Source organism: Imperialibacter sp. (assembly GCF_040222385.1).
Classification (GTDB): Bacteria; Bacteroidota; Bacteroidia; order Cytophagales; family Cyclobacteriaceae; genus Imperialibacter.
In genome coordinates this window covers 72,671-99,647 of record NZ_JAVKDF010000014.1, presented here as the reverse complement: position 1 = coordinate 99,647, position 26,977 = coordinate 72,671, and the positions used below count along the sequence as shown (strand labels likewise).

Here is a 26,977-nt window from a genome sequence, read left to right as displayed (position 1 = left end):
ATTGTGGCATGGCAGACAGCACTCCAAAGAAGATCCTTTTTATAGACATTGAAACCGTAGCAGGAAGCCAGAAATTTGACGAACTCGACCCAATTTGGCAAAAACTCTGGAGCAAAAAGGCTGTTAGCCTCTCAGGGGGAAATGATGAGGTCGATGCGGCTGAAATGTATGAAAACCGGGCAGCAATTTACTCTGAGTTTGGAAAGGTAATCGTTATTGGGCTGGGTTACTTTGCTTTCAATGAGGATAAAAGTGTGGAGTTGAGGGTGACATCGTTGAGCAACGACGATGAACATCAGTTGCTTACAAGCTTCCAAAAGCTGATGGAGCAAAAGTTTAATCAGGGCTACTTCCTCTGTGCCCACAACGGAAAGGAATTTGACTACCCCTATCTATGCAGAAGAATGACTATTCACGGAATCCCGTTGCCCGATATTCTACGACTTGAAGGCAAGAAACCATGGGAGGTGCCACACCTTGACACCATGGAAATGTGGAAGTACGGAGACAGAAAGAGCTTTACCTCCTTGCAACTTCTCACAGCTGTTTTGGGAATTCCATCTCCAAAGGATGATATTGATGGAAGCATGGTAAATGAAGTTTACTATGGCACCGGAGACATTGACAGAATTGCCCGCTACTGTAAAAACGATGTAGTAGCTACTGCCCAGGTTTTCCTTCGGCTGCATCAGCAACCGACTATTCCGAAGGATAAAATATTGTTTGTAGACGTTAACGAATGACTGCCGATCCACTTAGCCTGCTGAAAATTTCCGAACTCACTATTCGCTTTGGTCAGCAAAATTTGCTTGAGAATGTTTCACTGTCCCTGGCGCACGGCGAATCGCTAGGTATACTGGGGGAAAGTGGGGCAGGAAAGTCGTTGCTGGCACATAGCGTCCTACATTTGCTCGACGAAGGGCTTCACTCCTCTGGCAGCATCGGTTGGGAGGGTCAACCGCTCAAAGACCAAATCGCCAAACTGAGAGGCCATTCCATCGCTTACATTCCCCAGTCGCCGCTGGATGCGAGTTTTCCGGTAACTACTCTCCTCAGACAATGGCAGGATCAGTGCCAGGCTTTGGGAATCAAGTTTCAAATGGAAGAAGCGTACGCATTGGTTCAAAAAACAGGCATTGACGACCCCGAAAGATTGCTGGGTAGCCTGCCTCACCAGCTGTCTGGAGGGCAGTTGCAGCGTATTCTTATCGCTATGGCTATGATGGCCAAACCGAGCCTTATTATAGCCGACGAGCCTACAACGGCACTCGATACAGTGAACCAGGCGGCCATTTTGAAGCTCCTCAAAGATTTTTGCAAAAAGGAAAAGGCAGCGCTCATATTTATTACCCATGACTTGTCGATTGTGGCACCCATGTGCGACAAACTGATGGTGCTAAACACTGGAAGAGTGGTTGAGTATGGGCTCACCAAAGAAATAATGAACCAGCCCAGGGCAACCTACACCAGCAGTTTAATTCAAGCGCATAAGCGGCTATTGTCACGAAAAGAAAGACCTGAGAAGCATTCCGACAGGGGTGTACCCGTTTTAACTGTGCGGAACCTGGACTTTATTTACCAGCCAACTGGATTTTTCTGGCGCAGAAGTAAGGCCGTCAAGGCAGTTCAGTCTGTGACGTTGGAGCTTTACCAGGGAGCGATAAGTGGGTTGGCGGGTATTTCCGGGTCTGGGAAAACAACATTAATGCGGACGCTGGCAGGTATGTACCCGGCTCACTTCAATAAGTTGCACTACCAGGGCAAGCCTGTCGACAGCCTGACTGCCGAAGAGCTGGTAGCATTCCGAAGAGCGGTTCAGGTTATTTATCAAAACCCTTCCAGCGCTTTCGATCCTCGTCAAAACATGGAGCAAGTACTCAATGAAGCCATTGCTGAAAACCAAAATGAAACTAAAATCACCATAAATGAATTATTAGACTGGGTGAAGCTGCCGACTGGTCTTTTGAAAAGCAATACCAGACAGCTTTCTGGTGGCGAAAAACAACGCCTGGCTATTGCCAGGTCACTGGCGCTGCGACCCAAGATTTTGCTTTGCGACGAGCCCACCTCCTCGTTGGATCAATCCATACAGGCTGAAATTCTCGATCTTTTCCTTTACTTGAAAAAAGAGCGTAACTTGGGCGTTCTGCTGGTATCGCACAATCTTGCAGCTCTCCGCCACACGTGCGATTACCTGACAGTGATGGCAGACGGTGAAATAAAGGAAGCGGGAGAGATTGAAAAAGTGTTGGCAAACCCAACATCAGACTACACCCAACAGTTAATTGATGCAGAACCTGCATTGACCCATAATTTTTTGTAAGAAAACTCCTACATGAGTAAAAAGAATAATAAGAAGAAAAAAAACAGCGGAGAATCACCAGGAAGAAAGACAATATCTGCAGGACAGATCAAAGAATCAGTTCTACATCTGTTCAGACAACAATCGGGCAAGCCCTGGTCTATCAGGCAAATGATTCAAACGCTCGGTGTTCGTGATAAGAAATCTAAAAACCTTGTTTCTGAAGTTGCCTTTCGTCTGGAAGACGAAGGGATTATAAGCCGAAATAGAGACGGCCGGTTCGTTAGCCAGCAAATGCCATCGGCTTTGGTAGGCGTTGTTGACCACGTTAACTCACGGTTTGCCTATATTATTTGCGCCGAACTGGATGATGACGTGTATGTGAAAACGGATGATCTTGAGTTTGCCGTTGATGGTGATACGGTAAAATTCGAGCTTTCGGGCAAGTTCCATGGCAAGAAGCATAGAGAAGGACGGGTAACGGAAATCGTCCAGCGCAAAAAGGATGAATTTGTTGGAAAGCTTCAGCTATCCAAAAGGTTTGCCTTTGTCATCCCGGACAACAGAAAGATTCATAACGATATTTTTGTTTACCCAGAGCATATCAATAACGCAACGACCAATGACAAGGTCATTGTAAAAATAGACCGATGGCACGATAGAACTAACAAGAGCCCGGTAGGCAAAGTGGTACGTGTATTGGGTAAGGCCGGTGAAAATGAAGCCGAGATTCACTCAATTATGGCTGAGTTTGACCTGCCCTTTACATTCCCCGAGGAGGTGATTTCGGAGTCGGATAAGATTTCGGAGACTATTCCCGAGAAGGAAATAGCAGCCAGAAAGGACTTCAGAGGCGTAACTACCTTCACCATCGACCCGGAGGACGCCAAAGACTTTGATGACGCACTCTCCATCAAGTTTCTTGAAAATGGAAACTACGAAATTGGTGTGCACATTGCTGACGTCACACATTATGTGAAGGAAGAGACCATTCTTGAAAAAGAAGCCTACACCCGAGCAACGTCTGTTTATCTGGTCGATCGCACCGTGCCTATGCTACCTGAGAAGCTCTCCAATGCTCTTTGTTCACTGCGTCCCAATGAGGATAAGTTGACATTCTCAGCAGTTTTTGAGATGGAGAACAGCGGCAAAATTGTCAATGAGTGGTTTGGCAGAACAGTGATCCATTCAGATCGCCGCTTTAGCTACGAAGAGGCCCAGGCGGTCATCGAAGCCGGTGTTGGCGATTATTGCAAAGAGCTGAAAATTTTCAACGACCTGGCCAAGCTGCTTAAAAACAAGCGGTATAAAAATGGGGCGATCAACTTCGAAACCATTGAAGTAAAGTTCAAGCTCGATGAACAGGGGAAGCCGCTTGGTATTGTACCCAAAATCAGGAAAGATGCGCACAAGCTCATCGAAGAGTTCATGCTTTTGGCCAATAAGAGAGTCGCCGAATTCATATTCGGACAAAAAACTGAGAGCGTAAGAAAGACATTTGTGTATCGTACACACGATTCGCCTAACGAGGAGAAGCTTCACAACTTCACGTTGTTCGCCAAGAAGTTTGGCCATAGGATCGACCTGACAGATGAAAACCTTTCGTCAACGCTTAACAAACTGATTGACGAGATTGAAGGAAAACCTGAGCAAAATGTCCTGACATCGCTGGCCATTAGAAGTATGGCCAAAGCCAAGTATACGACTGCTGCCAATGGGCACTTTGGTCTGGCCTTTCCACACTATTCCCACTTCACCTCACCTATCAGGCGTTACCCCGACATGATGGTACACAGGCTGCTGGCCCATTACCTGAAAGGCGGCAAGTCGGTAGAGCAAGACAAATACGAGCCCATGTGCGTGCACAGTTCCGACATGGAGAAAAGGGCAGCCGATGCCGAGAGAGCTTCCATTAAATACAAGCAGGTGGAATTCATGTCAATGGCAGCCGACAAAGTGTTTGACGGCATTGTGGCCGGCGTTACTGAGTGGGGCATTTATGTTGAAATCATAGAAACCAAGTGTGAGGGCATGGTGAGACTAGCCGACCTTAACGACGATTATTACGAATTTGATGAACAAAATTACCGGATCATTGGTCGTAACAATAAGCGGATGATCACGCTGGGCGACGAGGTAAAAGTGAAGGTCACCAATACAGACATTGATCGCCGGACAATCGATTTGGAATTTGCTAACGAAAAATGACAGAGCTGCTGCGTCAGTACACAGAACTACTCAACAAGGAACTGACCAAATTTGAATTTGGTAAACACCCCAGAGAATTATACGAGCCGATCAGGTACATCATGGATTTGGGCGGCAAGAGAATGCGGCCGATTCTTGCCCTTCTTGCTTACAAGCTTTTCAGAGACGATGTAGAAACAATTCTTCGCCCCGCTTTGGCTGTGGAGGTGTTCCATAACTTTACGCTCATGCACGACGACATCATGGACAATGCGCCGTTGCGGAGAGGTCAGGCCACTGTTCACGAAAAATGGAACAACAATGTAGCCATCCTTTCGGGCGATACTATGCTGGTGAAGGCTTATGATCTGCTGCTGGAGGTGCCCGGTGAAAAACTACCAGGCATCATCCGTTCTTTTAATCAATGTGCGGTTGAGGTGTGTGAGGGCCAGCAAATCGACATGAATTTTGAAAAGGTGGACGCCGTGACTGAGGCTGATTACATCGAAATGATTCGGCTCAAAACGGCTGTACTTCTGGGCTTTAGCCTCGAGTTAGGTGCGGTACTAGGCAACGCCAGTGCCCATGACGCTCAACTTTTGAAGAGCTTTGGTGAGAACATAGGCATCGGGTTTCAACTGAAGGACGACCTGTTGGATGTATATGGCGATCAGGCGAAGTTCGGAAAACAGGTGGGTGGAGATATTATTGCCAACAAAAAAACGTTTTTGTTGATACAGGCCCTTCGGACGTCTACAGGAGATGACAAACGCCAGCTCGAAAATTGGCTGATGATCAAGGACTTTGATACGAACGAGAAGGTGGAGGCGGTTAGGGGAATATATGATCGAAATGGGATCAGGGAGCTGACGGATCAAAAAATGAATGATTATTTTGATCTTGCATTGAAGCAGCTTTCCGACCTTTCTTTGCCGGACAGTAGAAAACAAACAATGAAGGATTTCGCTGACTACCTCATTGCCCGAGAGAACTAAAAATTGATGTTCCAAAATAGCTATTTACCTGAACTATGAGCCCCACACTGATTATCCTGGTTGTTACAGTCGTTATTTCAATCATGGGGTTGAACAACCCAAATTTACTTTACAAGCTCACCATGAGTCCCTATGCCATTAGGGAGAAAAAAGAGTACTGGCGATTTCTGACGTCTGGCTTTGTGCACAACAGCTGGATGCACCTGGGCTTCAACATGTTCACCTTCTTTTTCTTTGGGCAGGCAGCTGAGCAGATTATTGGCTATTACTCTGGGGGAAGCAGCATTCAGTTCATTGTGTTTTATTTGGTAGCGATCGGCTTGTCGGATGTGCCGAGCTACTTCAAAAATAGAAATAGCATTCACTATCAATCACTGGGTGCCTCAGGGGGTGTGACTGCTGTAGTTTTTTGCAGCATTCTATTCAATCCTTTGAACAAAATCTACCTTTTTGGCTTGATTGGGTTGCCCGGCTTTATTTTGGGGGTTCTTTATCTGATCTACACGATCAATCAGTCACGTCAAATGAGCGATAATATCAATCACATGGCGCATTTGACAGGAGCTATTGTGGGCATCGTTTACAGCATTTTTATTCACCCTGGTGTGGTGGGTGACTTCTTCGAGAAGGTGGCGAGCTACAAATTATTCGGCTGACCTAGTTAGTGCCGTTGGCGTCGGGGTCAAGCAGAGAGTCGGCATTTTTGTTCCTGGTGCTTGCGGCAAATAAGAAAGCAAGGCCAACTACTGCAACAGCCGGCACTACCAGAAACAATACGTTTTGCCCTATACCGCTATTTTTCTTTTGTTTACCGAAGATGCCTTTTTGAGAAAGCTTCTCACCAAGATTTTGGTGTCCGCCCATTCTTTTCTTCTTCTCTTTATGTCTTTTCTTTTTTCTGTTGCCTGGACCAAAAAGTCCCAAAGCTTCTTCTTCCAGCTTTTCAGCCATCTCGGTTTCCATCGCAAGTCCATTTTCCGACAACGGGCTTGTTTCAAAAGTCCTGGAGACTTGTGCGTGCATTTGGCTGGCAACACTAGCGGAAAGATGCAGTGGCATACAGAAAAGCAGAAGATAGGCGCACCCTACAAAAGAAAATTTGCGCATCGAGCTAAATGGTTTGGTGCAAATTAACGATAAAAACGGAACTGTTGTATAAGTTAATCAATTTTAGCTTCTAAAAAATGTACAGTTTAATATTGGGAAAGTTATGAATGATAGACAACAAGCCATTATTTAAACCGGCGCCATATACCGAGTAGAGCTCTAGAATAACGAAAGCCCTGTCGATTACTCAACAGGGCTTCAATTTCAAATTTCTATTCTAATTACTTCACTGGCTCAACAGATACAAATGATCTGTCTTTGTAGCCTTTCTTGAAGTTAACAGTGCCTTCCACTAGTGCAAACAGGGTGTGGTCTTTGCCCAAACCTACATTTTCACCTGGGTGATGAGTAGTACCCCTCTGGCGAACAAGAATATTTCCTGCTTTTGCCAACTGGCCACCAAATATTTTCACGCCTAGTCTTTTGCTATGCGATTCACGGCCGTTTCTGGAACTACCTGCGCCTTTCTTGTGTGCCATGGTTTTTTCTTATTTAATGTTCTCGATTAAAACCTTTGTAAACTGCTGACGGTGACCGTTCTTCTTCTTGTAGCTCTTACGACGCTTCTTTTTGAAGACAATCACTTTGTCACCTTTAACGTGTCCAAGGATTTTACCTGACACTTTTACTCCTTTTACGGTAGGAGTACCAACCGCTACTTTGCCGTCATTGTCGACAAGTAGTACATTTTCAAATTCGACGGAAGCGCCTTCTTCGCCAGCCATTTTAGGGGCATAAACGAATTGGTCTTTTGTTACTTTGAACTGCTTTCCGGCGATGTCTACGATAGCGTACATATCCGTTGTTCTTAAAACTTTTGTTGTAAAAAGGACTGCAAAGGTATAACTATAATATATATTTTACAAGCGTCTTGTCAAGAGATACTACCCATTGTTGATGCTAAAATAATTTAACTTTTTTTCGACTGCGAATACAGCGAAAATGAAATGAAGTAGAAGTTTCGATATAAAGTCATAAGCTTTTAGTTTTCAGCGTGTTATGAATGTTTTTGTACTATTTTAATAACGTAACTTTGTGTGCCAAACCACTTTTGATTTTTTCAACCGTTTTCACATATTTGTACTGCTTGTTTTTTGAGGGGGTTTCACTCTCATCAGGCCAATCCAGTCGGGCCGTTCGTTTTTAAATACATTATAGCACTATTCCAAGATATCACCTGCTCAGTATGGAATGGTGGCTCTAAGTCATTGTATTTAACGAGACCGACGTACAGAAGGAAGAAAGTAAGACCAGGAGAAATAAGATTTTGAATTAGTAACAAGTAGTTAATATGTCGACAAAAGCAATTGAGGAGCCAATACTGAAGGAAGACAATAGCAGGTTCGTTCTATTCCCCATCAAGCACCACGATATCTGGGAGTTTTATAAAAAAGCGGAAGCGAGTTTTTGGACAGCGGAAGAAATTGACCTTAGCCATGACCTAAAGGACTGGGCCAATATGAACGAAGGGGAGCAGCACTTTATTAAACACGTCCTTGCTTTCTTTGCTGCCAGCGATGGTATAGTGAATGAGAACCTTGCAGAGAATTTTGTTTCGGAAGTGCAGTACACTGAAGCAAAGTTTTTTTACGGCTTTCAAATTGCGATTGAAAACATTCACTCCGAGACATATTCATTGTTGATTGACACCTATGTAAGAGATGCTAAAGAGAAGGATCTTCTTTTTAATGCAATCGATACCATGGATTGTGTGAAGAAAAAAGCAGACTGGGCGCTTCGCTGGATCGATGAGGGATCGTTTCAGGAAAGGCTTGTGGCTTTTGCTGCTGTTGAGGGCATTTTCTTTTCAGGAAGTTTCTGCTCAATCTTCTGGTTAAAAAAGCGTGGTTTGATGCCAGGCCTTAGCTTCTCTAATGAACTAATTTCCAGAGACGAAGGATTGCACTGTGATTTTGCTTGTTTGCTTTATAACAACCACGTAAAGAACAAACTGCCGGTTGAAACACTCCAGAAAATCATATCGGATGCTGTAGAGATTGAAAAAGAGTTTGTTACCGATGCACTTCCTGTGAAGCTTATTGGTATGAATTCAGACCTGATGTGCCAGTACATAGAGTTTGTAGCTGACAGATTGCTGGATGAGCTTCATTGCCCTAAGTTGTATAACTCAACCAATCCGTTCGACTTCATGGAAATGATCTCGCTTCAGGGAAAAACCAACTTTTTTGAGAAGAGAGTCGCTGAATACCAGAAAGCGGGCGTTATGAACAATAATGACAAGGACTCTCACAAGTTCTCACTAGACGAAGAATTTTAATCACCACCACCAATACCTGATAAACCATAGATATGTTAGTAATTAAAAGAGATGGTCACAGAGAGTCAGTGAAATTTGACAAAATCACTGCCAGAATCGAGAAACTCTGCTACGCACTCAATGCAGATTATATTAGCCCTGTTGAAGTTGCCATGAAGGTAATTAACGGTCTGTATGATGGGGTGTCGACCCAGCAGCTAGACAACCTTGCTGCTGAAACGGCAGCGAGCATGGCAACCAAGCACCCGGACTACGCCATTCTGGCCGCCCGTATTGCTGTGAGCAACCTGCACAAGGTTACCAGCAAGTCGTTCTCCAACACGATGAAGAGGCTCTACACCTACGTAGATCCTAAAACTGGCGAAAACGCTCCCTTGATCTCAAAGGAAGCATGGAAGGTAATAAAAGAGAACGCCGCTCACCTCGACTCTTCAATTATATATGACCGTGACTTTGGTTATGACTACTTCGGCTTTAAAACGCTGGAGCGCTCATACCTGATCAGACTTGATGGACAAGTGGTGGAACGTCCGCAGCATATGTTGATGAGAGTGGCAGTGGGTATTCACATGGATGACATCGATTCTGTGATTGAAACCTATAATCTGCTGTCAGAAAAATGGTTTACTCATGCGACGCCTACATTGTTTAATGCAGGAACGCCCAAGCCGCAGCTTTCGTCTTGTTTCCTTCTTCAAATGAAGGACGACAGCATCGACGGTATTTATGATACTTTAAAGCAATGTGCCAAAATTTCTCAGTCTGCTGGTGGTATCGGACTGAGCATTCACAATGTTAGGGCAACGGGTTCTTATATCAGGGGAACCAACGGTGTTTCTAACGGCATCATTCCAATGCTTCGCAATTTTGATATGACGGCTCGTTATGTTGACCAGGGCGGTGGAAAGCGCAAAGGAAGCTTTGCTATTTACATAGAACCATGGCATGCTGATATTTTCGATTTTCTTCAGTTGAAGAAAAACCATGGTAAAGAAGAGCTCCGTGCCCGTGACCTGTTTTATGCACTTTGGATTCCAGACCTTTTCATGAAAAGGGTAGAATCGAACAGTGAGTGGTCGTTGTTGGATCCTAACGAGTGCCCGGGCCTTTCCGACTGCTGGGGAGAGGAATTTGAGCGCCTTTACGAGAAATATGAAAAGGAAGGCAAAGGTCGTCGTTCTGTGAAGGCGCAGGAGCTTTGGTTCGAAATACTGGAAGCACAGATAGAGACTGGTGTGCCTTATATGCTTTTCAAAGATGCGGCCAACAGAAAGTCGAACCAGAAAAACCTTGGCACTATCAAGTCATCTAACTTGTGTACAGAGATCATCGAGTACACTGCGCCAGATGAGGTAGCTGTTTGTAACCTTGCCTCTTTGTCGCTGCCTAAATATGTGAGTGAGGACGGCACATTCGACCATCAGAAACTATATGAGATCACGAAAGTAGCCACCAAAAACCTCAACAAGGTGATTGATGTAAACTACTATCCGGTGCCTGAAGCCCGTAAGTCAAACATGCGTCACCGCCCTATTGGTCTAGGTGTGCAGGGGCTGGCCGATGCATTTATTTTGATGCGCTACCCATTTGAGTCGCCTGAAGCAAAGCAGCTAAACAAAGACATATTTGAGACGATGTACTTTGCTGCCATGGAAGCATCTATGGAAATAGCCAAAGTGGAAGGGCCTTATGAAACGTTCAAAGGTTCGCCTACCTCAAAAGGTATTTTCCAATTCGATATGTGGGGCGTTACGCCAGATAGTGGCCGCTGGGATTGGGAAAAACTGAAGCAGGATGTTAAGAAAAATGGTGTGCGTAACTCTCTATTGGTTGCCCCTATGCCAACTGCTTCTACCTCACAGATTTTGGGCAACAACGAATGTTTCGAACCATACACTTCAAATATCTATACCCGTCGTGTATTGTCAGGAGAGTTCATTGTGGTGAACAAGCATTTGCTGAAAGACCTGATTAAGCTGAACCTCTGGAGTGAGGACATGAAGAACCAGCTAATGGGCGAAAACGGCTCAATTCAGAATATTGCTGGAATTCCAGACGATATCAAAGAGTTGTATAAAACCGTTTGGGAGATTTCTCAGAAAACTATTCTGGAAATGGCAGGGGATCGTGGCCCATATATCTGCCAGAGCCAAAGCCTCAACATCCACATGCTGAACCCTAACTTTGGTAAGCTTACTTCGATGCACTTTACGGCATGGAAACTAGGTTTGAAGACAGGTATGTACTACCTGAGGACCAAGGCGGCCACTGATGCGATTAAGTTCACCGTGGAAAAACAAAAGAATAAAGTACCTACTGCCGCAGAGCTTGAGGAGATGGATGCGAAGAACCAAGCGGACATGTCGTGCTCACTGGACGATCCGGAGTCTTGCGAATCGTGCAGCGGATGATAAAATGATTATTAATTCTGCCTTTTAAATACACCCCTTCTCATTATTGAGTAGGGGTTATTTTTTTATGTTCTTTCAAAAGAAATCACGATCTGCAGAATTCCTCAATTCCTTCTTTGATCCTCTTAAAAATCTCGTCCCTGATCTCATCATTTTCTTCCAGCAAAGTCATTCGAAAGCCCATCAAATCGGAGCAGAAGGAAGAAATCGGTACCAGGCAGACCTGCTTAGCGGCTAGCAGATAGTAAACAAATCTTTTGTCCATTTCCATAGGGCCGTTGTTGGACTCGAACCAGCTGTCCAGCAACTGTTTCACTTTGGCGTCTTTGATAGGCATCGATTGGCCCGGCTTCAGAGCGTCGGGCTTGAAGATCATTGTATTGTAAAAGGCACCATTGGTTTCATTAAAGGTGATGTAAGGATTGTCTTTAAAGGTTTTTGACAGAAAGGCGCTTCTTTCACCTATCCGTTTGTTGGTTGCTTTGATAAAATCCGGGTACCGACTATCAGACATAATTCTTGGAATAGCCCTTTGAGGAAGCTTGGTAGAGCTTACCTCGATCATCTTGGCATTGTCGATGGTTTGGCAAAGCCTGGCAAACTCAGCGTCTTTGTCCCGGTTGTAATACTCAGCCCAGCCGCATCGGGCACCCGGCCATGGAAACTCTTTGGAAATCCCCTTTAAGGACATACCTGGCACATCTCCAATTACTTCTGCCAATGAGCAGGTGTCTGCATTGTTGTAGATGATATTCATGTAAATCTCGTCACAAACAAGGAAGAGATTAAATTCTTGAGCGATCGCCACCATCCGTTCCAGGATTGGCTTCGGATACACCATACCAGTGGGATTGTCTGGATTGATGATAAGTATTCCAACGATGTTTGGGTTGTACTTTACTTTATTGTATAAGTCGTCCAAATCCGGATACCAGGAGTTTTCAGGATCCAGTTTATAGGTCAGCGGGTGATTGTTTGCATGTGATGCCTCAGCTGAAGAATGAGTAGAATAGGCTGGCGACGGCCCTATGACCCTGGCAGAGGGAATCAGGTATTGATAGATCTTTGCAATAGCATCTCCCAGTCCGTTGAAAAAGGTGATGTCGTCGGCAGTGATTTGGGCGCCGCCCTTTTTGTTGTTCCTTTCCGCCAGAAACTGACGAGTCTCTAGCACACCTTTTGAATGACTATACCCGAACGTCTCGTCTTCAAAGAGGAGGCCGGCAATAATTTCTTTCATCCAATCGGGAAGCTTGCGGTTCTTTTGGATAGGGTCACCAATATTTTCCCATAGGATGTTGTAGCCAAGCTTTTCCAGCTGTTCCGCCTTTCTAACAATACCTCTTATTTCATAGGAGAGTTCATTGGCCCCTTCACGTAGTAACTTTTGTCGCATATCAACAATAGGATGCTGGGACTTCTCCCAATAGGTGTCTGAAAAATGTGCTTAAGTCGGGCTAATGAAAGCACAAAGAAAAAAGCTAAGAAGCTTCTTTAAAAGAAGTCTAAGCTTTTTAAATCTTTGGCAGAAAAGTGCTACTTCTTCGAGCCTGCGATAATTTGCTCCACCACCTCTGGATTAAGTAGCGTGGAGATATCCCCCAGATTAGAAACATCACCTTCCGCAGCCTTTCTTAGTATCCGTCTCATGATCTTTCCTGACCTGGTTTTTGGCAGGCCTGGCACAATCTGAATCTTGTCAGGCTTTGCAATCGGGCCAATGATCTTACTGACAGTCTCACGAATTTCGTTGATCAGGTTCTCTTCCGTTCTGTTCGACATGTCGGCAATGACGAAGGCATAAATGCCCTGACCTTTTATGTCATGCGGATAGCCCACCACTGCTGACTCTACCACCAATGGGTGCTCGTTGATGGCGTTTTCTACTTCAGCGGTGCCCATTCTATGCCCCGATACATTGATGACATCATCCACACGACCAAGGATGCGGTAATAGCCGTCCTCGTCTCTTTTTACACCGTCTCCTGTGAAATAGAGGCCGGGATAAGTGCCAAAATAAGTCTGGCGGCATCTTTCGTGGTCGCCGTAGGTGGTGCGCAGCATGCCCGGCCAGGGAAACTTAATGCAAAGGTTACCTTGCACACTTTTGCCAGTAAGTTCTTTGCCGTCAGGGTCAACTATGATGGGCTGGATGCCTGGAAGCGGAAGTGTGGCGTAAGAAGGCTTGGTGGGTGTAACGCCGGGAATCGGTGAAATCATAATGCCGCCTGTTTCAGTTTGCCACCAGGTATCGACAAGCGGGCATTGGTTTTTGCCCACATGGTCGTGGTACCAGTGCCAGGCCTCCTCGTTGATGGGCTCGCCTACGGAACCTATTACTTTCAATGAGTCAAGCTTGTAGGGAGCCAGTGGTTCCAATCCGTATGCCTGGAGCGCCCTGATGGCTGTTGGGGCGGTGTAGAACTGGTTCACATGGTATTTGTCGATTATTTCCCAGAAGCGGCCCGGATGCGGGTACGTGGGCACGCCTTCAAACATCAGTGTGGTGGCTCCTGCCAACAGCGGGCCGTACACGATGTAGGAGTGCCCTGTGATCCAGCCAACATCTGCAGTGCACCAGTATATATCTCCTGCACTGTACTGAAACACGTTCTGGAAGGTGTATTGCGAGTAGATCATGTAGCCACCGCAGGTATGCACAACGCCCTTTGGTTTGCCTGTAGATCCACTTGTGTATAGAATGAATAGCAGGTCTTCCGCATCCATTTCTTCTGCTTTGTTTTCTTTTGAAACGCCTTCAATAGCCTCATGCCACCAAAGGTCTCTTCCAGGCTTCATCGTGACATCTGACCCCGTTCTTTTGAAAACGATAACTTTTTCAATAGTCGTTGTTTTCTCTATGGCTTCGTCTACCACACCTTTTACGTCGATGGCCTTGTTACCCCGGAAATTGCCGTCAGAGGTCAGTACCATTTTTGCCTGGCAGTCGTTGATCCTGTCAGCAAGGGAGGTGGAGCTAAAGCCTGCAAAAACCACCGAATGCACGGCACCGATTCTGGCGCATGCCATCATGGCAACGGCTGCCTCGGGCACCATCGGCATATAGATGATCACCCTGTCACCCTTTTTCACACCATTCTTTTTCATGGTGTTGGCAAACTGGCAGGTCATTTCGTACAACTCCCGAAGGGTAATAATTCTATTCTTTTCTTTCGGATCGCTTGGCTCCCATATAATGGCAGGGTGGTCGCCCAGCGTGAAAAGGTGTCTTTCAAAAATATTTTCAGTAATGTTCAGCTTACCATTGCGGAACCATTTGATGGTAGGCTTGTGAAAGTCCCACTCTACCACTTTGTCCCATTTTTTTCGCCAGTAAAAGTTTTCTGCAATTCTCGACCAGAAGGCCTCCGGCTCATTCACGCTCTTTTGGTATTCGTGAATATACCCACTGAGGGTTTGTATTTTATCCGTCATCTCAATTCCCTTTCTGTATGGTATGTGTTATAAACGTCTGTCGGTTCAAGTTACCCAAAAGAAGAAACGTTCACAACCGCAACGCTCCAAATGGATTGGGAAATTGTTGGCGCACACATCAGCTGTGTGTAGCACCTCCGGCGCCTCTCGGGTAACGGATGCTTTCTACCATTTCTTGCACTTCCTCTGGCGGTGCCGGGGTAAATCTTGAGACGATGAGCGAAACAGCAAAGTTGACGAACATACCAGCCGTGCCAAATCCTTCTGGAGATATCCCAAACCACCAGTCGGCTGCGGTGGTCGGCCCGCCTATCCAGCCCAGTTTGTACCTCATCATGTAGAACAATGTGATGCCGAGTCCGGCGATCATGCCTGCAATGGCCCCTTCCTTGTTCATTCGTTTGTAGAAAATGCCCATAATGATGGCAGGGAAAAAGGAAGCGGCTGCCAAGCCGAAAGCGAGGGCCACAACTGCAGCGACAAAGCCGGGCGGATTGATGCCGAAGTAGCCAGCGACTATCACTGCCAACACTGCAGCGCCCCGGGCAAACCAAAGCTGGTTCTTGTCGGAGAGATCGGGGGCAATTTGTTTTTTGATGAGGTCGTGAGCGATGGATGTGGAGATTACGAGTAACAAACCTGCTGCCGTTGATAGTGCAGCAGCCAGCCCACCTGCTGCTACCAGAGCGATCACCCAGTTGGGAAGCTTGGCGATTTCAGGGTTGGCGAGCACCATAATATCAGGGTCAATGGTCAGCTCGTTCGTGCCCGCATCTGCAACATAGTTAACGATGCCGTCATTGTTCTTATCATCAAATTTGATTAGGCCCGTAGTTTCCCAATTGGCAAACCACTCCGGCAGACTGGAATATTCTTTGTTTTGAACTGTGGTGATCAGGTTTGTTCTGGCAAACGCTGCTATGGCCGGAGCCGTCGTATAAAGAATAGCTATAAAGATAAGTGCATAGCCAGCAGAAATTCTGGCGTCCTTTACTCTTGGAACGGTGAAGAACCTTACGATCACATGAGGAAGCCCAGCAGTGCCGACCATGAGAGCGGCCGTTATAAATGTCAGGTCAATCATGGTCTTTTTGCCGGTTGTGTAGGCAGCAAAGCCTAATTCCTGATGGAGGCCGTCTAGTTTGTCCAGCAAGTAGGTGCCGTCAGAAAGTTCGCTGCCGAAGCCCAGCTGCGGGATGGGGTTTCCTGTCATGATCAGGGAAATGAAAATGGCAGGCACCATGTAGGCAAAAATCAGGATACAATATTGAGCCACCTGGGTATAGGTAATTCCTTTCATCCCGCCCAGTACTGCATATATCAACACGATGCACATACCGATAATAACACCTGTGTTGATGTCTACTTCCAGAAAACGAGCAAAGACGATGCCGACGCCTCTCATTTGGCCAGCTACATAAGTAAAGGAAACGAATAGGGCGCAGATGACTGCGACGGTTCTGGCAAGGTTGGAGTAGTACCTGTCGCCGATAAAGTCAGGCACAGTAAACTTGCCAAACTTCCTCAGGTAAGGCGCAAGCAAGAGTGCAAGCAGCACGTAACCGCCTGTCCAGCCCATAAGGTAAACAGTGCCATCGTAGCCCATGAACGAAACCAGTCCGGCCATAGAAATGAAAGAGGCAGCTGACATCCAGTCGGCGGCAGTGGCCATGCCATTGGCCAGCGGTGAAACGCCCCCTCCGGCTACGTAGAATTCTTTGGTGCTGCCGGCCCTCGACCAAATGGCGATGCCGATGTAAATAGCGAAAGTGAAGCCTACGATAATGTAGGTCCAGGTTTGTACATCCATTGTTTAAGTAGGTTTAAGCAGGTTATTTTTCGTCAACGTCATACTTCTTGTCCAGCTTGTTCATCCAGCGAACATATAAAAAGATGAGTACGACAAATATGTAGATGGAGCCCTGTTGGGCAAACCAAAAGCCGAGTTTGAAGCCACCTAGTCTGACGGTGTTAAGGGTGTCTACAAAGAAAATCCCGAAGCCAAACGAAGAAAGGAACCAAATGATAAGAAGTATGGATAGATAGCGAAGGTTTCTCTGCCAGTATTGTTTGTGCCATTTGTCTTCCATCAGCGAACTTGTTTAGTATGTTAAGCTTGAGTCGAGCGCCTTGTTGGACACTCGAAACAGTAAGGTACTAAAACAAGTCAAATAATGTAATGGAAAGGGTATTAGTGGCTGCTTTTGTTGCAAGAGGCTGGGTTGAGCGCTACTCCTCATTCCCCTTGTCCATCAGCAGCTTCCTCAGCTCAATGGTGCTCACAATGTCGTCATCGGAGCCCCGGTTGCGCTTGATTTGATCAATGTACTGCTTTTCCTTTTCCTGCAGGGCGGTGACTAGTTCATACTCATTGGCATATTCCACGAAGGCTGTGTCGGGCGACCAGAACTTGATGAAGTCGTCAACTTCGGTGGTTAGCAGAGAGGTGTTGGTAGTTACATACCTCGGACTTAGGCGATTTTTTACAAAATACTCGTAGCGGGCCACCTGGTATTCTTGCTTCCTTATTTTGTCCAGTTTTTTTAGCTGCTGATACTCGCTATTGAATTGCGCTGCCAATAAAGTTAATGCACCCGTTAACCCAACCGACACGCCAGCCCCACCTGGGCTCATGCTTAACCCAGGTTTATAATAGCCAGGCTCCAGTTCTTTTTCTTTGAACTTGTCATAAGGAATGCGCTCGTGGTCATAGAATCCTTCCATGGGCATTTTGCCATAAATGGTGATGCCCTGTAGCTCCACAGGATCCTGCGACATATAAATAACATGCTCTATTTTTCGGCTGGCGGGAATGTCAGTAAAAAGGAAAAAGCGTGTGGCATACCCAATGGAAGATATAACGAGCGTATCGCCTCTTTGAAGCTGAATAGTGAATTTGCCCTTTTCGTCCGAAACCCTGAACCTTTTATAGTCCATCGAATAGGCATGTGCATAGGGAACGGGCACTGTGTCATTTTTGTCAAGCAGCGTGCCTTCTACAACAAATGTGTCGTTGAAGATGCCCTGCCCCAAGACAAACGAACTGCCTGCCAGGAAGAAAATGACCAGTATGAGGTGCTTTTTAATCAACCTTTTCTTTAATGAGCTTCAAAGATAAATAAAGTCTTGGGCATTGATGCCTATTCAAGACCAGGGATTTGAACGATTGGTTGGTTTACATCAGCGCTTCTGATATCATGGCAACGATGCCACCAATAATGATGGTCAAATTTTTCTTCCACCCATGATGGTGTTTGGGGCTGCTTTCAAAGAAGATGGTGGTGGAAATATGAAGGAAGTTGCCACTCACAATCGCAAACAAGGCTATCGACCCAGACTCGGAAAGTAAAAGCTGATCTTTGAGAATATTGCTGACAATCAAACCCAATGGAGATGCAAGAGCAAACAGAACTAGTAACAATATGGCCTTTTTGCTTTTACCCATGAAGTAGCCCAGGACCGACATAAGGGCAAAAGCGGCAGGTATTTTGTGCAAAAGAATGCCAACCAGCAAGGTCCAGGGCTCGTGTTCTCCATGTATTACTCCCGGGTGAGCCAGAACAGTTCCTTCCAAAAAGGCATGTACGCAAAGAGCGACCGTAATAGAATAGGGTGCTAATCCCGATTGGTTTTCCGGCGAGTGATCATGACTATGGCCATGCTCAACTCCAGTGGTGAAAAACTCCAGAAAGTGTTGCATGAGAAAGCCCGCCAGCACCAGCATGCCAATATGTTTGCCATCCGTGGATGACTGCATAATTTCAGGCAGAATATGTATGATGGTGATAGAAAAGAGGTAGGAACCTGCGAAAACCAATGCAAGCTTATAGCTGGCTCCTGCAGGTTTTGAAAAGAACAGAGAGGCAAGCCCACCCGCCAATGTCAAAATAAACAGAGAGAGAATGCTAATAACCATTGGGTGCGGGTAAGCTAAAAATGAAAGACTTGTCTATTTCTTTTAAGCACATTTGCCAGCAAAAATTTTGTCGGGTATCGTTACTAAATACCGAAAGTACGCAAAAGGTTCAATGCCCTAAAATTTTCCGTTACATGTAGCTGCTACTGGGATACAGAATTGCTTGCTTCAGGAAACAGCAGGTAGTGCACATTTGCCTTAATGCCGGAAGTCACAATTGTATGGATGTCGCCATCGGCTCCGCTATAGATGAGTATAGCGTCCAGCTCTTTGTGGGCTTCAAAAAGCGTGACTGCCTTCTCCACTCCCATTACCATACAGGCGGTTGCCAGGGCATCAGCAGTCATGCAATCTTTGGCAAAAACTGATGCACTTAGCAGGGAGTGCTGTACTGGCCTGCCGCTCACCGGGTCAATGGTGTGAGCGTATTTTTTTCCATCCACTTCATAGAAGTTTCGGTAGTTGCCAGAAGTTGCCATCGCCCTGTTGTCGAGGCTCACCGTCGCAGCAATATTTTCATTGGTAATATCCAGCTTTGGGTTGTCCACGCCAATGAGCCAGGCCTCACCGTTTTCATTTTTGCCATGGCAAGTCACTTCACCACCTATTTCCACCATGTAGTCGCTGACTGACTTAGAAGCCAGAAAATCTCCGACAAGGTCAACCGCATACCCTTTAGCAACAGCGCTAAAGTCGAGGTACATGCCCGAAACCTCCTTCACGGCATAGGCAGAAGTAAATCGTATCATATCAAACCCAACAAAGTTGAGCAGAGAATCCACTTTTGCCGTGTCGGCCGAAGGTTGTTTGTTAGGGCCAAAACCCCAGGCGTTGACCAGTGGCCCAACTGTTGGGTCAAAAGCTCCGCCTGTCATTTCATAAACCAATTTGCTGGTTTCCAGCACGGGTAACATCAGAGATGATTCAAAAGCAAGTGAGTCGGCCTTGTTGAATCTCGATATTTCTGAATCTGACACATAAGTAGAAAGAGATTGATTGAATGCCTGCAGCAATGAGTCTACCTGATTTTGGTACGACGCCCCATTAGCTGAAATATATTTCACATGGTAGGGGATCGGGCCCATGGTTGTTCCCTGAAGCATCATTACCTGTGTTGGCGAGCTGTTTCTCCTCACAAACACAACGATAAATAGAGCGATAACAAATAGTAGAGGTAGAACTCGCTTCCTGACAAAAAGATCCATTGACAATCAGTTTTTAGGCTCGCAAGTTACAGTTAAAAATTTTGATTGACTGAACAAAGGCCGGTGAACTATCCACTTAATAAGGCGATTCGTTAACTTAGCGCAAATCCTCAATTGAGTATGAGAGAAGACTACCTCCGTAGCGACGATGAACAAATGAGCTCCACCGAAAAGGAGATAGAGAAGGCATTACGTCCTTTGAACTTTGGTGATTTTACCGGGCAGGAGAAGGTGGTTGAAAATATCAAAATATTTGTGAGTGCCGCCAAGCAGCGCAACGAGCCCCTGGATCATGTTTTGCTTCATGGCCCTCCCGGTTTGGGTAAGACCACATTGTCGCACATCATAGCCAACGAACTTCAGTCCAATATCAAGATTACTTCTGGCCCGGTGCTCGATAAACCGGGCGACCTGGCGGGGCTGCTGACAAATCTGGAGCCTTACGATGTGCTCTTTATTGATGAGATTCACCGGCTCAACCCAGTGGTGGAGGAATATCTTTACTCTGCTATGGAGGATTATCGAATTGACATCATGCTCGATTCAGGGCCTAACGCCAGGAGTGTGCAAATTACCCTCAGCCCCTTTACGTTGATTGGTGCCACCACCAGGTCAGGGCTGCTCACATCACCGCTTCGGGCTCGCTTTGGCATCAACGCAAGGCTCGAATACTACGACGCCAAACTATTGACGCAAATTGTAAAGCGATCATCCGATATATTGAATACACCTCTTGAGGACGACGCAGCCTACGAAATTGCCAGACGGAGCCGTGGTACCCCCCGGATTTCCAACAACCTGCTGCGCCGGACCAGAGACTTTGCGCAGATAAAGGGGACAGGAACGATCACCATGCCCATTGCGGAAATGGCGTTAAGAGCACTCGATGTCGATCAGAACGGGCTGGACGAGATGGACAACAGGATACTTTCCACTATCATTCATAAATTCAGCGGTGGTCCCGTTGGCCTCAGTACTATTGCTACCGCTTGCGGCGAAGAGGCCGAAACCATCGAGGAAGTGTACGAGCCTTTTCTGATTCAGGAAGGGTATATTAAAAGAACGGCGAGGGGACGAGAGGCCACGCCTATGGCTTACAAGCATTTGAAAGTACCTCTTCCCGGAAGGTCAGGTACCCTGTTCGATGAATAAAAGCGGCGTTTAAGATGCCCATTCACTCAGTTTCAAAAAACACACAGATAATTAAAGCCATAGCCAGCGAGTTGGGTTTTTCCTTTTGTGGTATAGCAAAGGCTGAATTTCTTGCCGAAGAGGCCCCCAGGCTGGAGGAATGGCTGACGAGGGGCTACCAGGGCAAAATGGGTTACCTGGAGAATCATTTTGATATGCGGCTGGATCCAACGAAACTCGTTCCCGGTGCCAGAAGTGTGGTGTCGCTGGTCTACAATTATTACCCGAAGGCGAAGCACGAAAGTGAGAACAATTTCAAAATTGCCAAATATGCTTACGGCCAGGACTATCACCTGGTGGTGAAAGAAAAGCTCAAGGAATTCTTTTCATCCATACAAAAGCAGATCGGTGCAGTGGAAGGCAGGGTGTTTGTAGACTCCGCTCCCGTGCACGAACGTGCCTGGGCTGCCAAAAGCGGACTTGGCTGGGTGGGCAAAAACAGCTTGCTGCTGAATAAGCAAATGGGTAGCTTTTTCTTTTTGGCAGAGCTTATCATTGACCTGGAGCTCGAAGCTGACGGCCCCATGAAGGACTATTGTGGTACCTGCACCGCCTGCCAGGATGCCTGCCCCACTAAGGCCATCCCTGAACCCTATGTTGTTGATGGGAGCAGGTGTATTTCTTACCTAACCATTGAGTTGAAGGAGAGCATACCGGATGAGTTTAGCGGGAAAATGGAAAACTGGGCTTTTGGATGCGATATCTGCCAGGACGTTTGTCCATGGAACCGATTTTCGAAGCCCCATCGTGAGGCTGCCTTTAGTCCACAAGGTTGGGAGGGTTTTTCAAAAAGCGAGTGGGAGGAAATGACCGAAGAGACGTTCGGTAGGGTATTCAAGAAGTCGGCGGTGAAGCGAGCTAAGTTTGCAGGGCTAAAGAGAAATATACAATTTGCGGGAAAAAAGTAAGGGACAAATTCTTGTCCCTTCGGTGGTTAATGTTACAATTTGACTTTACTGAATTGTTTGTTTAGGATTAACTGATACATCTTTCCAAATTGCTCGTAGCACCAATCCCGGAAAACGAGTAGCTCATCCGGTACCAACGCCTTAATAGCTTTTTTCAATTCCTTTTCGAAAAGAAATTTGTCAAAGCTAACTTTGCTTAAGATTGTTTTAAAGTACTCTAACATGGGCATTCTTGTTCTTAACATAACATACAGTCGTTTTCAATCGTTTAGACTTTACGTCGGTTTTAAGTACGTCGAACTTAAAAAAATGTTGGGTAATTGGCAAAGATTTGTCCTACTTTTAATGAAATCTTAATCTGGAAATAGATTTAACATAAAATACAATTTTATGCGTTTGAAATCGTTTGCAAAGACCAGTTTTTTGATAGCTGCTGCGGCGCTCTTGATATTGGAAAAATCCTATTCTCAGGAAATTTCTGTTGACCTGGGGCCTTCAGAAATGGCTCTCAATCAATATTTTACAATTACGGTTACTGTTCAAAATGACCGACTGAGAAGCTATGATGAATTTCCTGAAATTTCGGGATTTGTAAAAAGAGGCACGTCTTCTTCCACATCTACTAATTTCATTAACGGGAAAATGAGCTCTACCCAGAGTATTACTCAAAATTATGCCCCACAGAGGGAGGGCAGTTTCCGCCTTCAGCCGTTTACCATCACCGTTAACGGAGAAAAGTTCAAATCTGAGGGGCAAATCATCAAAGTGGGCCCCCCGGTTAACGCCAGAAGGCAGCAGGCAGATCCGTTCGGGGCTGACCCATTTGAAGACTTCTTCGGTCGGAAAAGCACACCAAATGAGTTTGTTGATATTAAGGACGAAGCTTTTTTGGCCCTTACCACCGACAAGGATGAGGTGTTTGTTGGGGAGGGCTTTACAACCACCCTGGCCTTTTATGTGGCGGAGGAGAACAAGGCACCGCTTCAGTTTTATGAGCTGGGCAAGCAGCTGACCGACATCGTGAAGAAAGTGAAGCCAGCCAACACCTGGGAGGAAAACTACAACATTGAAAATGTGCAGAAGGAGCCCGTAACTATCAATGGAAAGCGGTATTCGCAGTATAAACTTTATCAGGCTACCTACTACCCCCTCAATCTCGACGACATCAAATTTCCCTCTGTGGGTTTGGAGCTGATTAAATACAAGGTCGCAAAGAACCCAACATTTTTTGGACAGAATAGAATGGAGGACTACAAGACCTTTAGTTCCAAGGAAAAGGTGGTGGCCGTCAAAGACCTTCCGCCGCATCCTTTGAAGCAAACTGTGCCGGTGGGTAAATATAGACTGCAAGAAGAAATCAGCAGTACAGAGTTGAACACTGGCGACAGTTTTAATTACTCATTTATTGTAGCTGGGGAAGGAAATATCTCTGCCATTAACAAGCCTCAGGTGGCGCAAAGCAAGGCTTTCGACTTTTACGACCCCAACGTAAAACAAAGTGTGAACAGAAATAACGGCAAGGTGAGAGGCACAAAGACTTTCAATTACTTTGGTATTCCCAATGAGCCTGGGGGGTACAAACTGTCGGACTACTTCCAAATGGTGTTCTTTAACCCCGAAGAGGCCAAATACGACACACTTAAATCGAGAGTGGAATTGGTAGTGAAAGGAGAGAGCCGTAGAAATGAATATATTTCATCAAGCGACCTCGGCTCTTTTTATGACAGAATTGGCCTGGAAGAAAATACCCTTGTAAAACTTTCAAGTGCCGGCTCATCACGTATTTTTGCCAACGTTTTTATTTTAATTATGTTAGCGCTTACCGCTGCATTGTACGTGAAAAGAAAATAGATGGGAAGCTCATTCGGGAAGCTCTTTAAAATATCCACCTTTGGTGAGTCGCATGGAAAAGGTATTGGCGCAGTGCTGGAAGGCTGCCCGGCCGGGCTCGAAATCAGCGAAGACTTTATTCAGGCAGAACTAGACCGGAGAAAGCCAGGTCAGTCAAAAATCACAACGCAGCGCCAGGAAGGTGACAAGGTGGAGCTTCTTTCAGGAATTTTTGAAGGGAAGGCAACCGGAACACCTATTGGTATGGTGATTTACAATGAAGATCAGCGCAGCAAAGACTATTCCCACATTGCTGAAAAATTTCGGCCATCCCACGCAGACTACACTTATCAGGTTAAATACGGCGTAAGAGACTACCGGGGTGGCGGGCGAAGCTCTGCAAGAGAAACTGCCGCCAGGGTGGCTTCCGGCTCGATAGCGAAAATGTTTTTGAAAACCCTCGGCATTGAGTGCTACGCTTATGTGTCACAGGTGGGTGGTTTAAAGCTTGAAAAATCTTATCAGGAGCTAGACCTCGGAAAAATCGACGACAATATTGTGCGTTGCCCTGATGGGCCAATGGCAGAGAAGATGATTGACCTGATCGATGAGGTTAGAAAGAGCAGAGACACGATTGGGGGCATTGTGACCGGGGTGATCAAAGGTGTGCCTCCGGGGCTTGGTGAGCCTGTTTTTGAAAAACTACATGCGGAACTCGGCAAAGCCATGCTGAGCATCAATGCCGTGAAGGGATTTGAGTTTGGAAGCGGGTTCGAAGGAATTACTATGAGGGGCTCGGAACACAATGACGTTTTTTATAAGGATGGCGATACCGTTAAAACGAAAACAAATCACTCAGGTGGAATTCAGGGTGGTATTTCTAATGGAGAAGATATATATTTCAGGATAGCCTTTAAACCTGTAGCCACTATTATGACAGATCAGGAGAGTGTTGATTTGCATGGTGATGCCACTACAGTAACTGGAAAAGGCCGCCACGACCCCTGCGTAGTGCCAAGGGCAGTGCCAATTGTAGAGGCAATGTCAGCACTTGTTATAGCCGACTACTATTTGATCAACAAAACCGTTAAACTGTGACAAGCCAAAAGAAAAAAATTCCCTTACACCTCTGGATAGTAATTGCAATGCTGGCTGGAGTGGTGTGGGGGATGATCGCTATTTTCGGCGGCCTTGGTGAATTTACAACAGACTGGGTGAAGCCATTCGGCACCATCTTCATCAAAATGCTGAAGCTGATAGCGGTTCCTTTGGTGCTTGTGTCCCTAATTGACGGCATTTCTAATCTGAGCGACCTCACCAAGCTCTCGAGAATAGGCGGAAAAACTATTGGTTTTTATTTATTCACAACGGTAGTTGCCATTACCATTGGGTTGCTATTGGTGAATACGATTCAACCTGGCAAGTTTCTTCCTGGCGACAAAAGGGAAGAGCTTCGTATGAAATACGCTTCAGATGCGAACCTGAAAATGACCAGTGCCAAGGGCGTGGAAGAGTCGGGGCCTCTTCAAATGCTTGAAGATATTGTGCCTGACAACTTTTTTAAGGCTGCGACTGACAATGGAGCGATGTTGCAGGTGATTTTCTTTGCTTTTATGCTGGGTATAGCCATGGTGATGTCACCTAAAGACAAGCTTGTCCCGGTGAAGGGCTTTTTTGAAGGCATTAACATCACTCTCTTGAATGTTGTGCACATTATAATGAAATATGCCCCCATCGGCGTTTTTGCGCTTATTGCAGGGCTGCTCGTTGACATCGCAGGAGATGACCCGTCAGGTGCTCTTGACTTGTTTAAAGCACTGGGGGTTTATGCCCTCACAGTTCTTGGAGGGCTGGGCACGATGATTTTTCTTATATACCCGCTCTTTATTAGAATTTTCACAAAAATAAAGTACGTACAATTCATCAAGGGCATTTTCCCGGCTCAGATGCTGGCATTTACAACAAGCTCGAGTGCCGCCACCCTGCCTGTAACGATGGATTGTGTGGAGAAAAACCTTGGTGTGTCGGAAGAAGTCACCAGCTTTGTGCTTCCACTTGGCGCCACTATTAATATGGACGGCACCAGCATTCACCAGGCAGTTTCGGCTGTATTCATCGCTCAGGCCTTTGGCCACGACCTTACGCTCGCCGACCAGCTGATTATCGTGCTCACCGCCACCCTGTCTTCTATTGGTGCGGCGGCTGTTCCAAGTGCAGGGCTAATTATGCTGGTGATAGTGTTGGGTGCAATAGGTGTGGAGCCTGAAGGGCTTGCATTGATAATCGCCATTGACAGACCTCTCGACATGGTTCGCACCATTGTAAATGTTACCGGTGATGCAACGGTGGCTGTGATTGTGGCTGCCTCAGAGGGCGACCTTGCCAGCAAATTCGACAAAGGACTCCTCAATTCTGAGGCGAGTTCCTGATTGAATGTTTGTCGGTAACTGGTTGTATCTTTGGTTCATCAAAACCCAGACCTCCGTTGCTGAACTTATTTGGCAATCGGTTGTTCATAAATAGGCTAAACTTCTGAAACCAATGGAATCGACTATAAAAAAATCTCAAAGGCTTGTTACCCTATACCTGGAGAACAACCCCAACCCCAATTCACTAAAGTTTGTTGCCAACTTTATGCTGGTAGGCGAAGGTGAAAACTATGACTTCCCCGACGAGGCGAGCGCAGAGCATGCCCCCCTGGCAAAAGAGCTTTTCAACTACGCCTTTGTCAAGAGGGTATTCTATATGAATAACTTTGTGACGATCACAAAGGACGAAAATGTAGAGTGGATGGATATTCAGGATCAGCTGAAAACCCACATCAGGGAATATCTGGAAGCTGAAAAGCCTGTTTTGATAAAGGCCGATCCCCTTCAAAACGACATACTCGACAGCGATCCAGACGTGGTAAAGAACATTAAGAGCGTGTTGGAAGAATACATCAAGCCTGCTGTTGAGTCGGACGGCGGAGCCATTGTGTTCCAGGATTTTGAAGATGGTATTGTAAAAGTGGCATTGCAGGGCTCCTGCAGTGGCTGTCCTTCCAGCATGGTGACCTTAAAGGCAGGTATTGAGAATTTGCTCAAAAGAATGGTGCCAGAAGTGCAGTCTGTAGAGGCAGTCAGCCTGTAAGCGCAATAGCTACAAAGATACTTAGCCTCGGAGGGGTTCACTTCGGGGCTTTTTTTTAATCTTTTGTTAACACGTAGGAA

The 26,977-nt window shown here is 46.1% G+C and carries 23 protein-coding genes; 13 read left to right on the top strand and 10 right to left on the bottom strand.

Annotation, left to right across the window (positions count from 1 at the left end; genetic code table 11):
- Positions 1 to 8 precede the first annotated feature (8 nt).
- The 5 genes from RIG68_RS03350 to RIG68_RS03330 are packed head-to-tail and all read left to right on the top strand — an operon-like array spanning position 9 to position 6,140.
- Positions 9 to 743 carry a 3'-5' exonuclease gene (locus tag RIG68_RS03350; RefSeq protein ID WP_350073234.1) on the top strand — a complete coding sequence of 245 codons (735 nt, stop codon included), beginning with the start codon at positions 9 to 11 and terminating at the stop codon, positions 741 to 743.
- The gene (locus RIG68_RS03345) at positions 740 to 2,323 is read left to right on the top strand and encodes an ABC transporter ATP-binding protein (RefSeq protein ID WP_350118545.1); all 1,584 of its coding nucleotides are present in this window, start codon (positions 740 to 742) and stop codon (positions 2,321 to 2,323) included. Before RIG68_RS03350 ends, RIG68_RS03345 begins: the two co-directional genes overlap by 4 nt.
- A gap of 12 nt (positions 2,324 to 2,335) precedes the next feature.
- Entirely contained in the window at positions 2,336 to 4,510 is a 2,175-nt protein-coding gene (gene rnr, locus RIG68_RS03340) for a ribonuclease R (protein WP_350118542.1), read from the top strand.
- On the top strand, positions 4,507 to 5,484 hold the full coding sequence (locus RIG68_RS03335; RefSeq protein ID WP_350118539.1) for a polyprenyl synthetase family protein: 978 nt from the start codon (positions 4,507 to 4,509) through the stop codon (positions 5,482 to 5,484). The genes rnr and RIG68_RS03335 overlap by 4 nt, the downstream gene beginning before the upstream one ends.
- A gap of 35 nt (positions 5,485 to 5,519) precedes the next feature.
- On the top strand, positions 5,520 to 6,140 hold the full coding sequence (locus RIG68_RS03330) for a rhomboid family intramembrane serine protease (protein ID WP_350118536.1): 621 nt from the start codon (positions 5,520 to 5,522) through the stop codon (positions 6,138 to 6,140).
- A 1-nt stretch (position 6,141) separates the two neighbouring features.
- Here RIG68_RS03330 and RIG68_RS03325 read toward each other — a convergent pair whose 3' ends face one another.
- The 3 genes from RIG68_RS03325 to rplU form a co-directional block, all read right to left on the bottom strand.
- Entirely contained in the window at positions 6,142 to 6,591 is a 450-nt protein-coding gene (locus RIG68_RS03325) for a hypothetical protein (RefSeq protein ID WP_350118533.1), read from the bottom strand.
- Positions 6,592 to 6,812: 221 nt separating this feature from the next.
- Complete coding sequence (rpmA, locus tag RIG68_RS03320; RefSeq protein ID WP_151997593.1) at positions 6,813 to 7,070, bottom strand: 50S ribosomal protein L27; 258 nt, start codon at positions 7,068 to 7,070, stop codon at positions 6,813 to 6,815.
- Positions 7,071 to 7,079: 9 nt separating this feature from the next.
- The gene (gene rplU / locus RIG68_RS03315) at positions 7,080 to 7,388 is read right to left on the bottom strand and encodes a 50S ribosomal protein L21 (protein WP_151997592.1); all 309 of its coding nucleotides are present in this window, start codon (positions 7,386 to 7,388) and stop codon (positions 7,080 to 7,082) included.
- A gap of 494 nt (positions 7,389 to 7,882) precedes the next feature.
- Here rplU and RIG68_RS03310 point away from each other — a divergent pair, with 494 nt between their 5' ends.
- Positions 7,883 to 8,869: a ribonucleoside-diphosphate reductase small subunit gene (locus RIG68_RS03310; protein ID WP_350073247.1), complete on the top strand. Its 987-nt coding sequence runs from the start codon at positions 7,883 to 7,885 to the stop codon at positions 8,867 to 8,869.
- Between the two features lie 32 nt (positions 8,870 to 8,901).
- Complete coding sequence (locus RIG68_RS03305; RefSeq protein WP_350118530.1) at positions 8,902 to 11,280, top strand: ribonucleoside-diphosphate reductase subunit alpha; 2,379 nt, start codon at positions 8,902 to 8,904, stop codon at positions 11,278 to 11,280.
- A gap of 85 nt (positions 11,281 to 11,365) precedes the next feature.
- Here RIG68_RS03305 and RIG68_RS03300 read toward each other — a convergent pair whose 3' ends face one another.
- The 7 genes from RIG68_RS03300 to RIG68_RS03270 form a co-directional block, all read right to left on the bottom strand.
- A complete protein-coding gene (locus RIG68_RS03300; protein WP_350118527.1) occupies positions 11,366 to 12,676 on the bottom strand; it encodes a pyridoxal phosphate-dependent aminotransferase in 1,311 nt (436 codons plus the stop codon).
- 140 nt (positions 12,677 to 12,816) lie between these two features.
- Entirely contained in the window at positions 12,817 to 14,715 is a 1,899-nt protein-coding gene (gene acs / locus RIG68_RS03295; RefSeq protein WP_350118524.1) for an acetate--CoA ligase, read from the bottom strand.
- A gap of 118 nt (positions 14,716 to 14,833) precedes the next feature.
- A complete protein-coding gene (locus tag RIG68_RS03290; RefSeq protein ID WP_350118521.1) occupies positions 14,834 to 16,525 on the bottom strand; it encodes a sodium:solute symporter family protein in 1,692 nt (563 codons plus the stop codon).
- A 22-nt stretch (positions 16,526 to 16,547) separates the two neighbouring features.
- Complete coding sequence (locus RIG68_RS03285; protein WP_151997586.1) at positions 16,548 to 16,805, bottom strand: DUF4212 domain-containing protein; 258 nt, start codon at positions 16,803 to 16,805, stop codon at positions 16,548 to 16,550.
- 139 nt (positions 16,806 to 16,944) lie between these two features.
- Complete coding sequence (locus RIG68_RS03280; protein WP_350118518.1) at positions 16,945 to 17,805, bottom strand: carboxypeptidase-like regulatory domain-containing protein; 861 nt, start codon at positions 17,803 to 17,805, stop codon at positions 16,945 to 16,947.
- 85 nt (positions 17,806 to 17,890) lie between these two features.
- The gene (locus tag RIG68_RS03275; RefSeq protein ID WP_350118515.1) at positions 17,891 to 18,631 is read right to left on the bottom strand and encodes a ZIP family metal transporter; all 741 of its coding nucleotides are present in this window, start codon (positions 18,629 to 18,631) and stop codon (positions 17,891 to 17,893) included.
- 143 nt (positions 18,632 to 18,774) lie between these two features.
- A complete protein-coding gene (locus tag RIG68_RS03270; RefSeq protein ID WP_350118512.1) occupies positions 18,775 to 19,836 on the bottom strand; it encodes an FAD:protein FMN transferase in 1,062 nt (353 codons plus the stop codon).
- 120 nt (positions 19,837 to 19,956) lie between these two features.
- On the opposite strand from RIG68_RS03270, the gene ruvB reads away from it, so the two are divergent.
- From ruvB to RIG68_RS03240, 6 genes are all read left to right on the top strand, one after another.
- On the top strand, positions 19,957 to 20,988 hold the full coding sequence (gene ruvB, locus RIG68_RS03265) for a Holliday junction branch migration DNA helicase RuvB (protein WP_151997582.1): 1,032 nt from the start codon (positions 19,957 to 19,959) through the stop codon (positions 20,986 to 20,988).
- 14 nt (positions 20,989 to 21,002) lie between these two features.
- A complete protein-coding gene (gene queG, locus RIG68_RS03260) occupies positions 21,003 to 21,935 on the top strand; it encodes a tRNA epoxyqueuosine(34) reductase QueG (RefSeq protein WP_350118510.1) in 933 nt (310 codons plus the stop codon).
- A gap of 390 nt (positions 21,936 to 22,325) precedes the next feature.
- Entirely contained in the window at positions 22,326 to 23,786 is a 1,461-nt protein-coding gene (locus RIG68_RS03255; RefSeq protein WP_350118509.1) for a BatD family protein, read from the top strand.
- The gene (gene aroC / locus RIG68_RS03250; RefSeq protein ID WP_350118507.1) at positions 23,787 to 24,863 is read left to right on the top strand and encodes a chorismate synthase; all 1,077 of its coding nucleotides are present in this window, start codon (positions 23,787 to 23,789) and stop codon (positions 24,861 to 24,863) included.
- A complete protein-coding gene (locus tag RIG68_RS03245; RefSeq protein ID WP_350118505.1) occupies positions 24,860 to 26,194 on the top strand; it encodes a dicarboxylate/amino acid:cation symporter in 1,335 nt (444 codons plus the stop codon). Before aroC ends, RIG68_RS03245 begins: the two co-directional genes overlap by 4 nt.
- A gap of 112 nt (positions 26,195 to 26,306) precedes the next feature.
- A complete protein-coding gene (locus RIG68_RS03240; RefSeq protein ID WP_350118504.1) occupies positions 26,307 to 26,897 on the top strand; it encodes a NifU family protein in 591 nt (196 codons plus the stop codon).
- The last annotated feature ends 80 nt before the right edge of the window (positions 26,898 to 26,977 follow it).

What these genes read in the sequence shown, in the direction of transcription:
- RIG68_RS03285 (WP_151997586.1), bottom strand. Translation starts at nt 16,805, where the DNA reads ATGGAAGACAAATGGCACAAACAATACTGGCAGAGAAACCTTCGCTAT.
- RIG68_RS03325 (WP_350118533.1), bottom strand. Translation starts at nt 6,591, where the DNA reads ATGCGCAAATTTTCTTTTGTAGGGTGCGCCTATCTTCTGCTTTTCTGT.
- aroC (WP_350118507.1), top strand. Translation starts at nt 23,787, where the DNA reads ATGGGAAGCTCATTCGGGAAGCTCTTTAAAATATCCACCTTTGGTGAG.
- rnr (WP_350118542.1), top strand. Translation starts at nt 2,336, where the DNA reads ATGAGTAAAAAGAATAATAAGAAGAAAAAAAACAGCGGAGAATCACCA.
- acs (WP_350118524.1), bottom strand. Translation starts at nt 14,715, where the DNA reads ATGACGGATAAAATACAAACCCTCAGTGGGTATATTCACGAATACCAA.
- rplU (WP_151997592.1), bottom strand. Translation starts at nt 7,388, where the DNA reads ATGTACGCTATCGTAGACATCGCCGGAAAGCAGTTCAAAGTAACAAAA.
- RIG68_RS03270 (WP_350118512.1), bottom strand. Translation starts at nt 19,836, where the DNA reads ATGGATCTTTTTGTCAGGAAGCGAGTTCTACCTCTACTATTTGTTATC.
- queG (WP_350118510.1), top strand. Translation starts at nt 21,003, where the DNA reads ATGCCCATTCACTCAGTTTCAAAAAACACACAGATAATTAAAGCCATA.
- RIG68_RS03275 (WP_350118515.1), bottom strand. Translation starts at nt 18,631, where the DNA reads ATGGTTATTAGCATTCTCTCTCTGTTTATTTTGACATTGGCGGGTGGG.
- RIG68_RS03255 (WP_350118509.1), top strand. Translation starts at nt 22,326, where the DNA reads ATGCGTTTGAAATCGTTTGCAAAGACCAGTTTTTTGATAGCTGCTGCG.
- RIG68_RS03350 (WP_350073234.1), top strand. Translation starts at nt 9, where the DNA reads ATGGCAGACAGCACTCCAAAGAAGATCCTTTTTATAGACATTGAAACC.
- rpmA (WP_151997593.1), bottom strand. Translation starts at nt 7,070, where the DNA reads ATGGCACACAAGAAAGGCGCAGGTAGTTCCAGAAACGGCCGTGAATCG.
- RIG68_RS03240 (WP_350118504.1), top strand. Translation starts at nt 26,307, where the DNA reads ATGGAATCGACTATAAAAAAATCTCAAAGGCTTGTTACCCTATACCTG.
- RIG68_RS03290 (WP_350118521.1), bottom strand. Translation starts at nt 16,525, where the DNA reads ATGGATGTACAAACCTGGACCTACATTATCGTAGGCTTCACTTTCGCT.
- RIG68_RS03335 (WP_350118539.1), top strand. Translation starts at nt 4,507, where the DNA reads ATGACAGAGCTGCTGCGTCAGTACACAGAACTACTCAACAAGGAACTG.
- RIG68_RS03310 (WP_350073247.1), top strand. Translation starts at nt 7,883, where the DNA reads ATGTCGACAAAAGCAATTGAGGAGCCAATACTGAAGGAAGACAATAGC.
- RIG68_RS03300 (WP_350118527.1), bottom strand. Translation starts at nt 12,676, where the DNA reads ATGCGACAAAAGTTACTACGTGAAGGGGCCAATGAACTCTCCTATGAA.
- RIG68_RS03345 (WP_350118545.1), top strand. Translation starts at nt 740, where the DNA reads ATGACTGCCGATCCACTTAGCCTGCTGAAAATTTCCGAACTCACTATT.
- ruvB (WP_151997582.1), top strand. Translation starts at nt 19,957, where the DNA reads ATGAGAGAAGACTACCTCCGTAGCGACGATGAACAAATGAGCTCCACC.
- RIG68_RS03305 (WP_350118530.1), top strand. Translation starts at nt 8,902, where the DNA reads ATGTTAGTAATTAAAAGAGATGGTCACAGAGAGTCAGTGAAATTTGAC.
- RIG68_RS03330 (WP_350118536.1), top strand. Translation starts at nt 5,520, where the DNA reads ATGAGCCCCACACTGATTATCCTGGTTGTTACAGTCGTTATTTCAATC.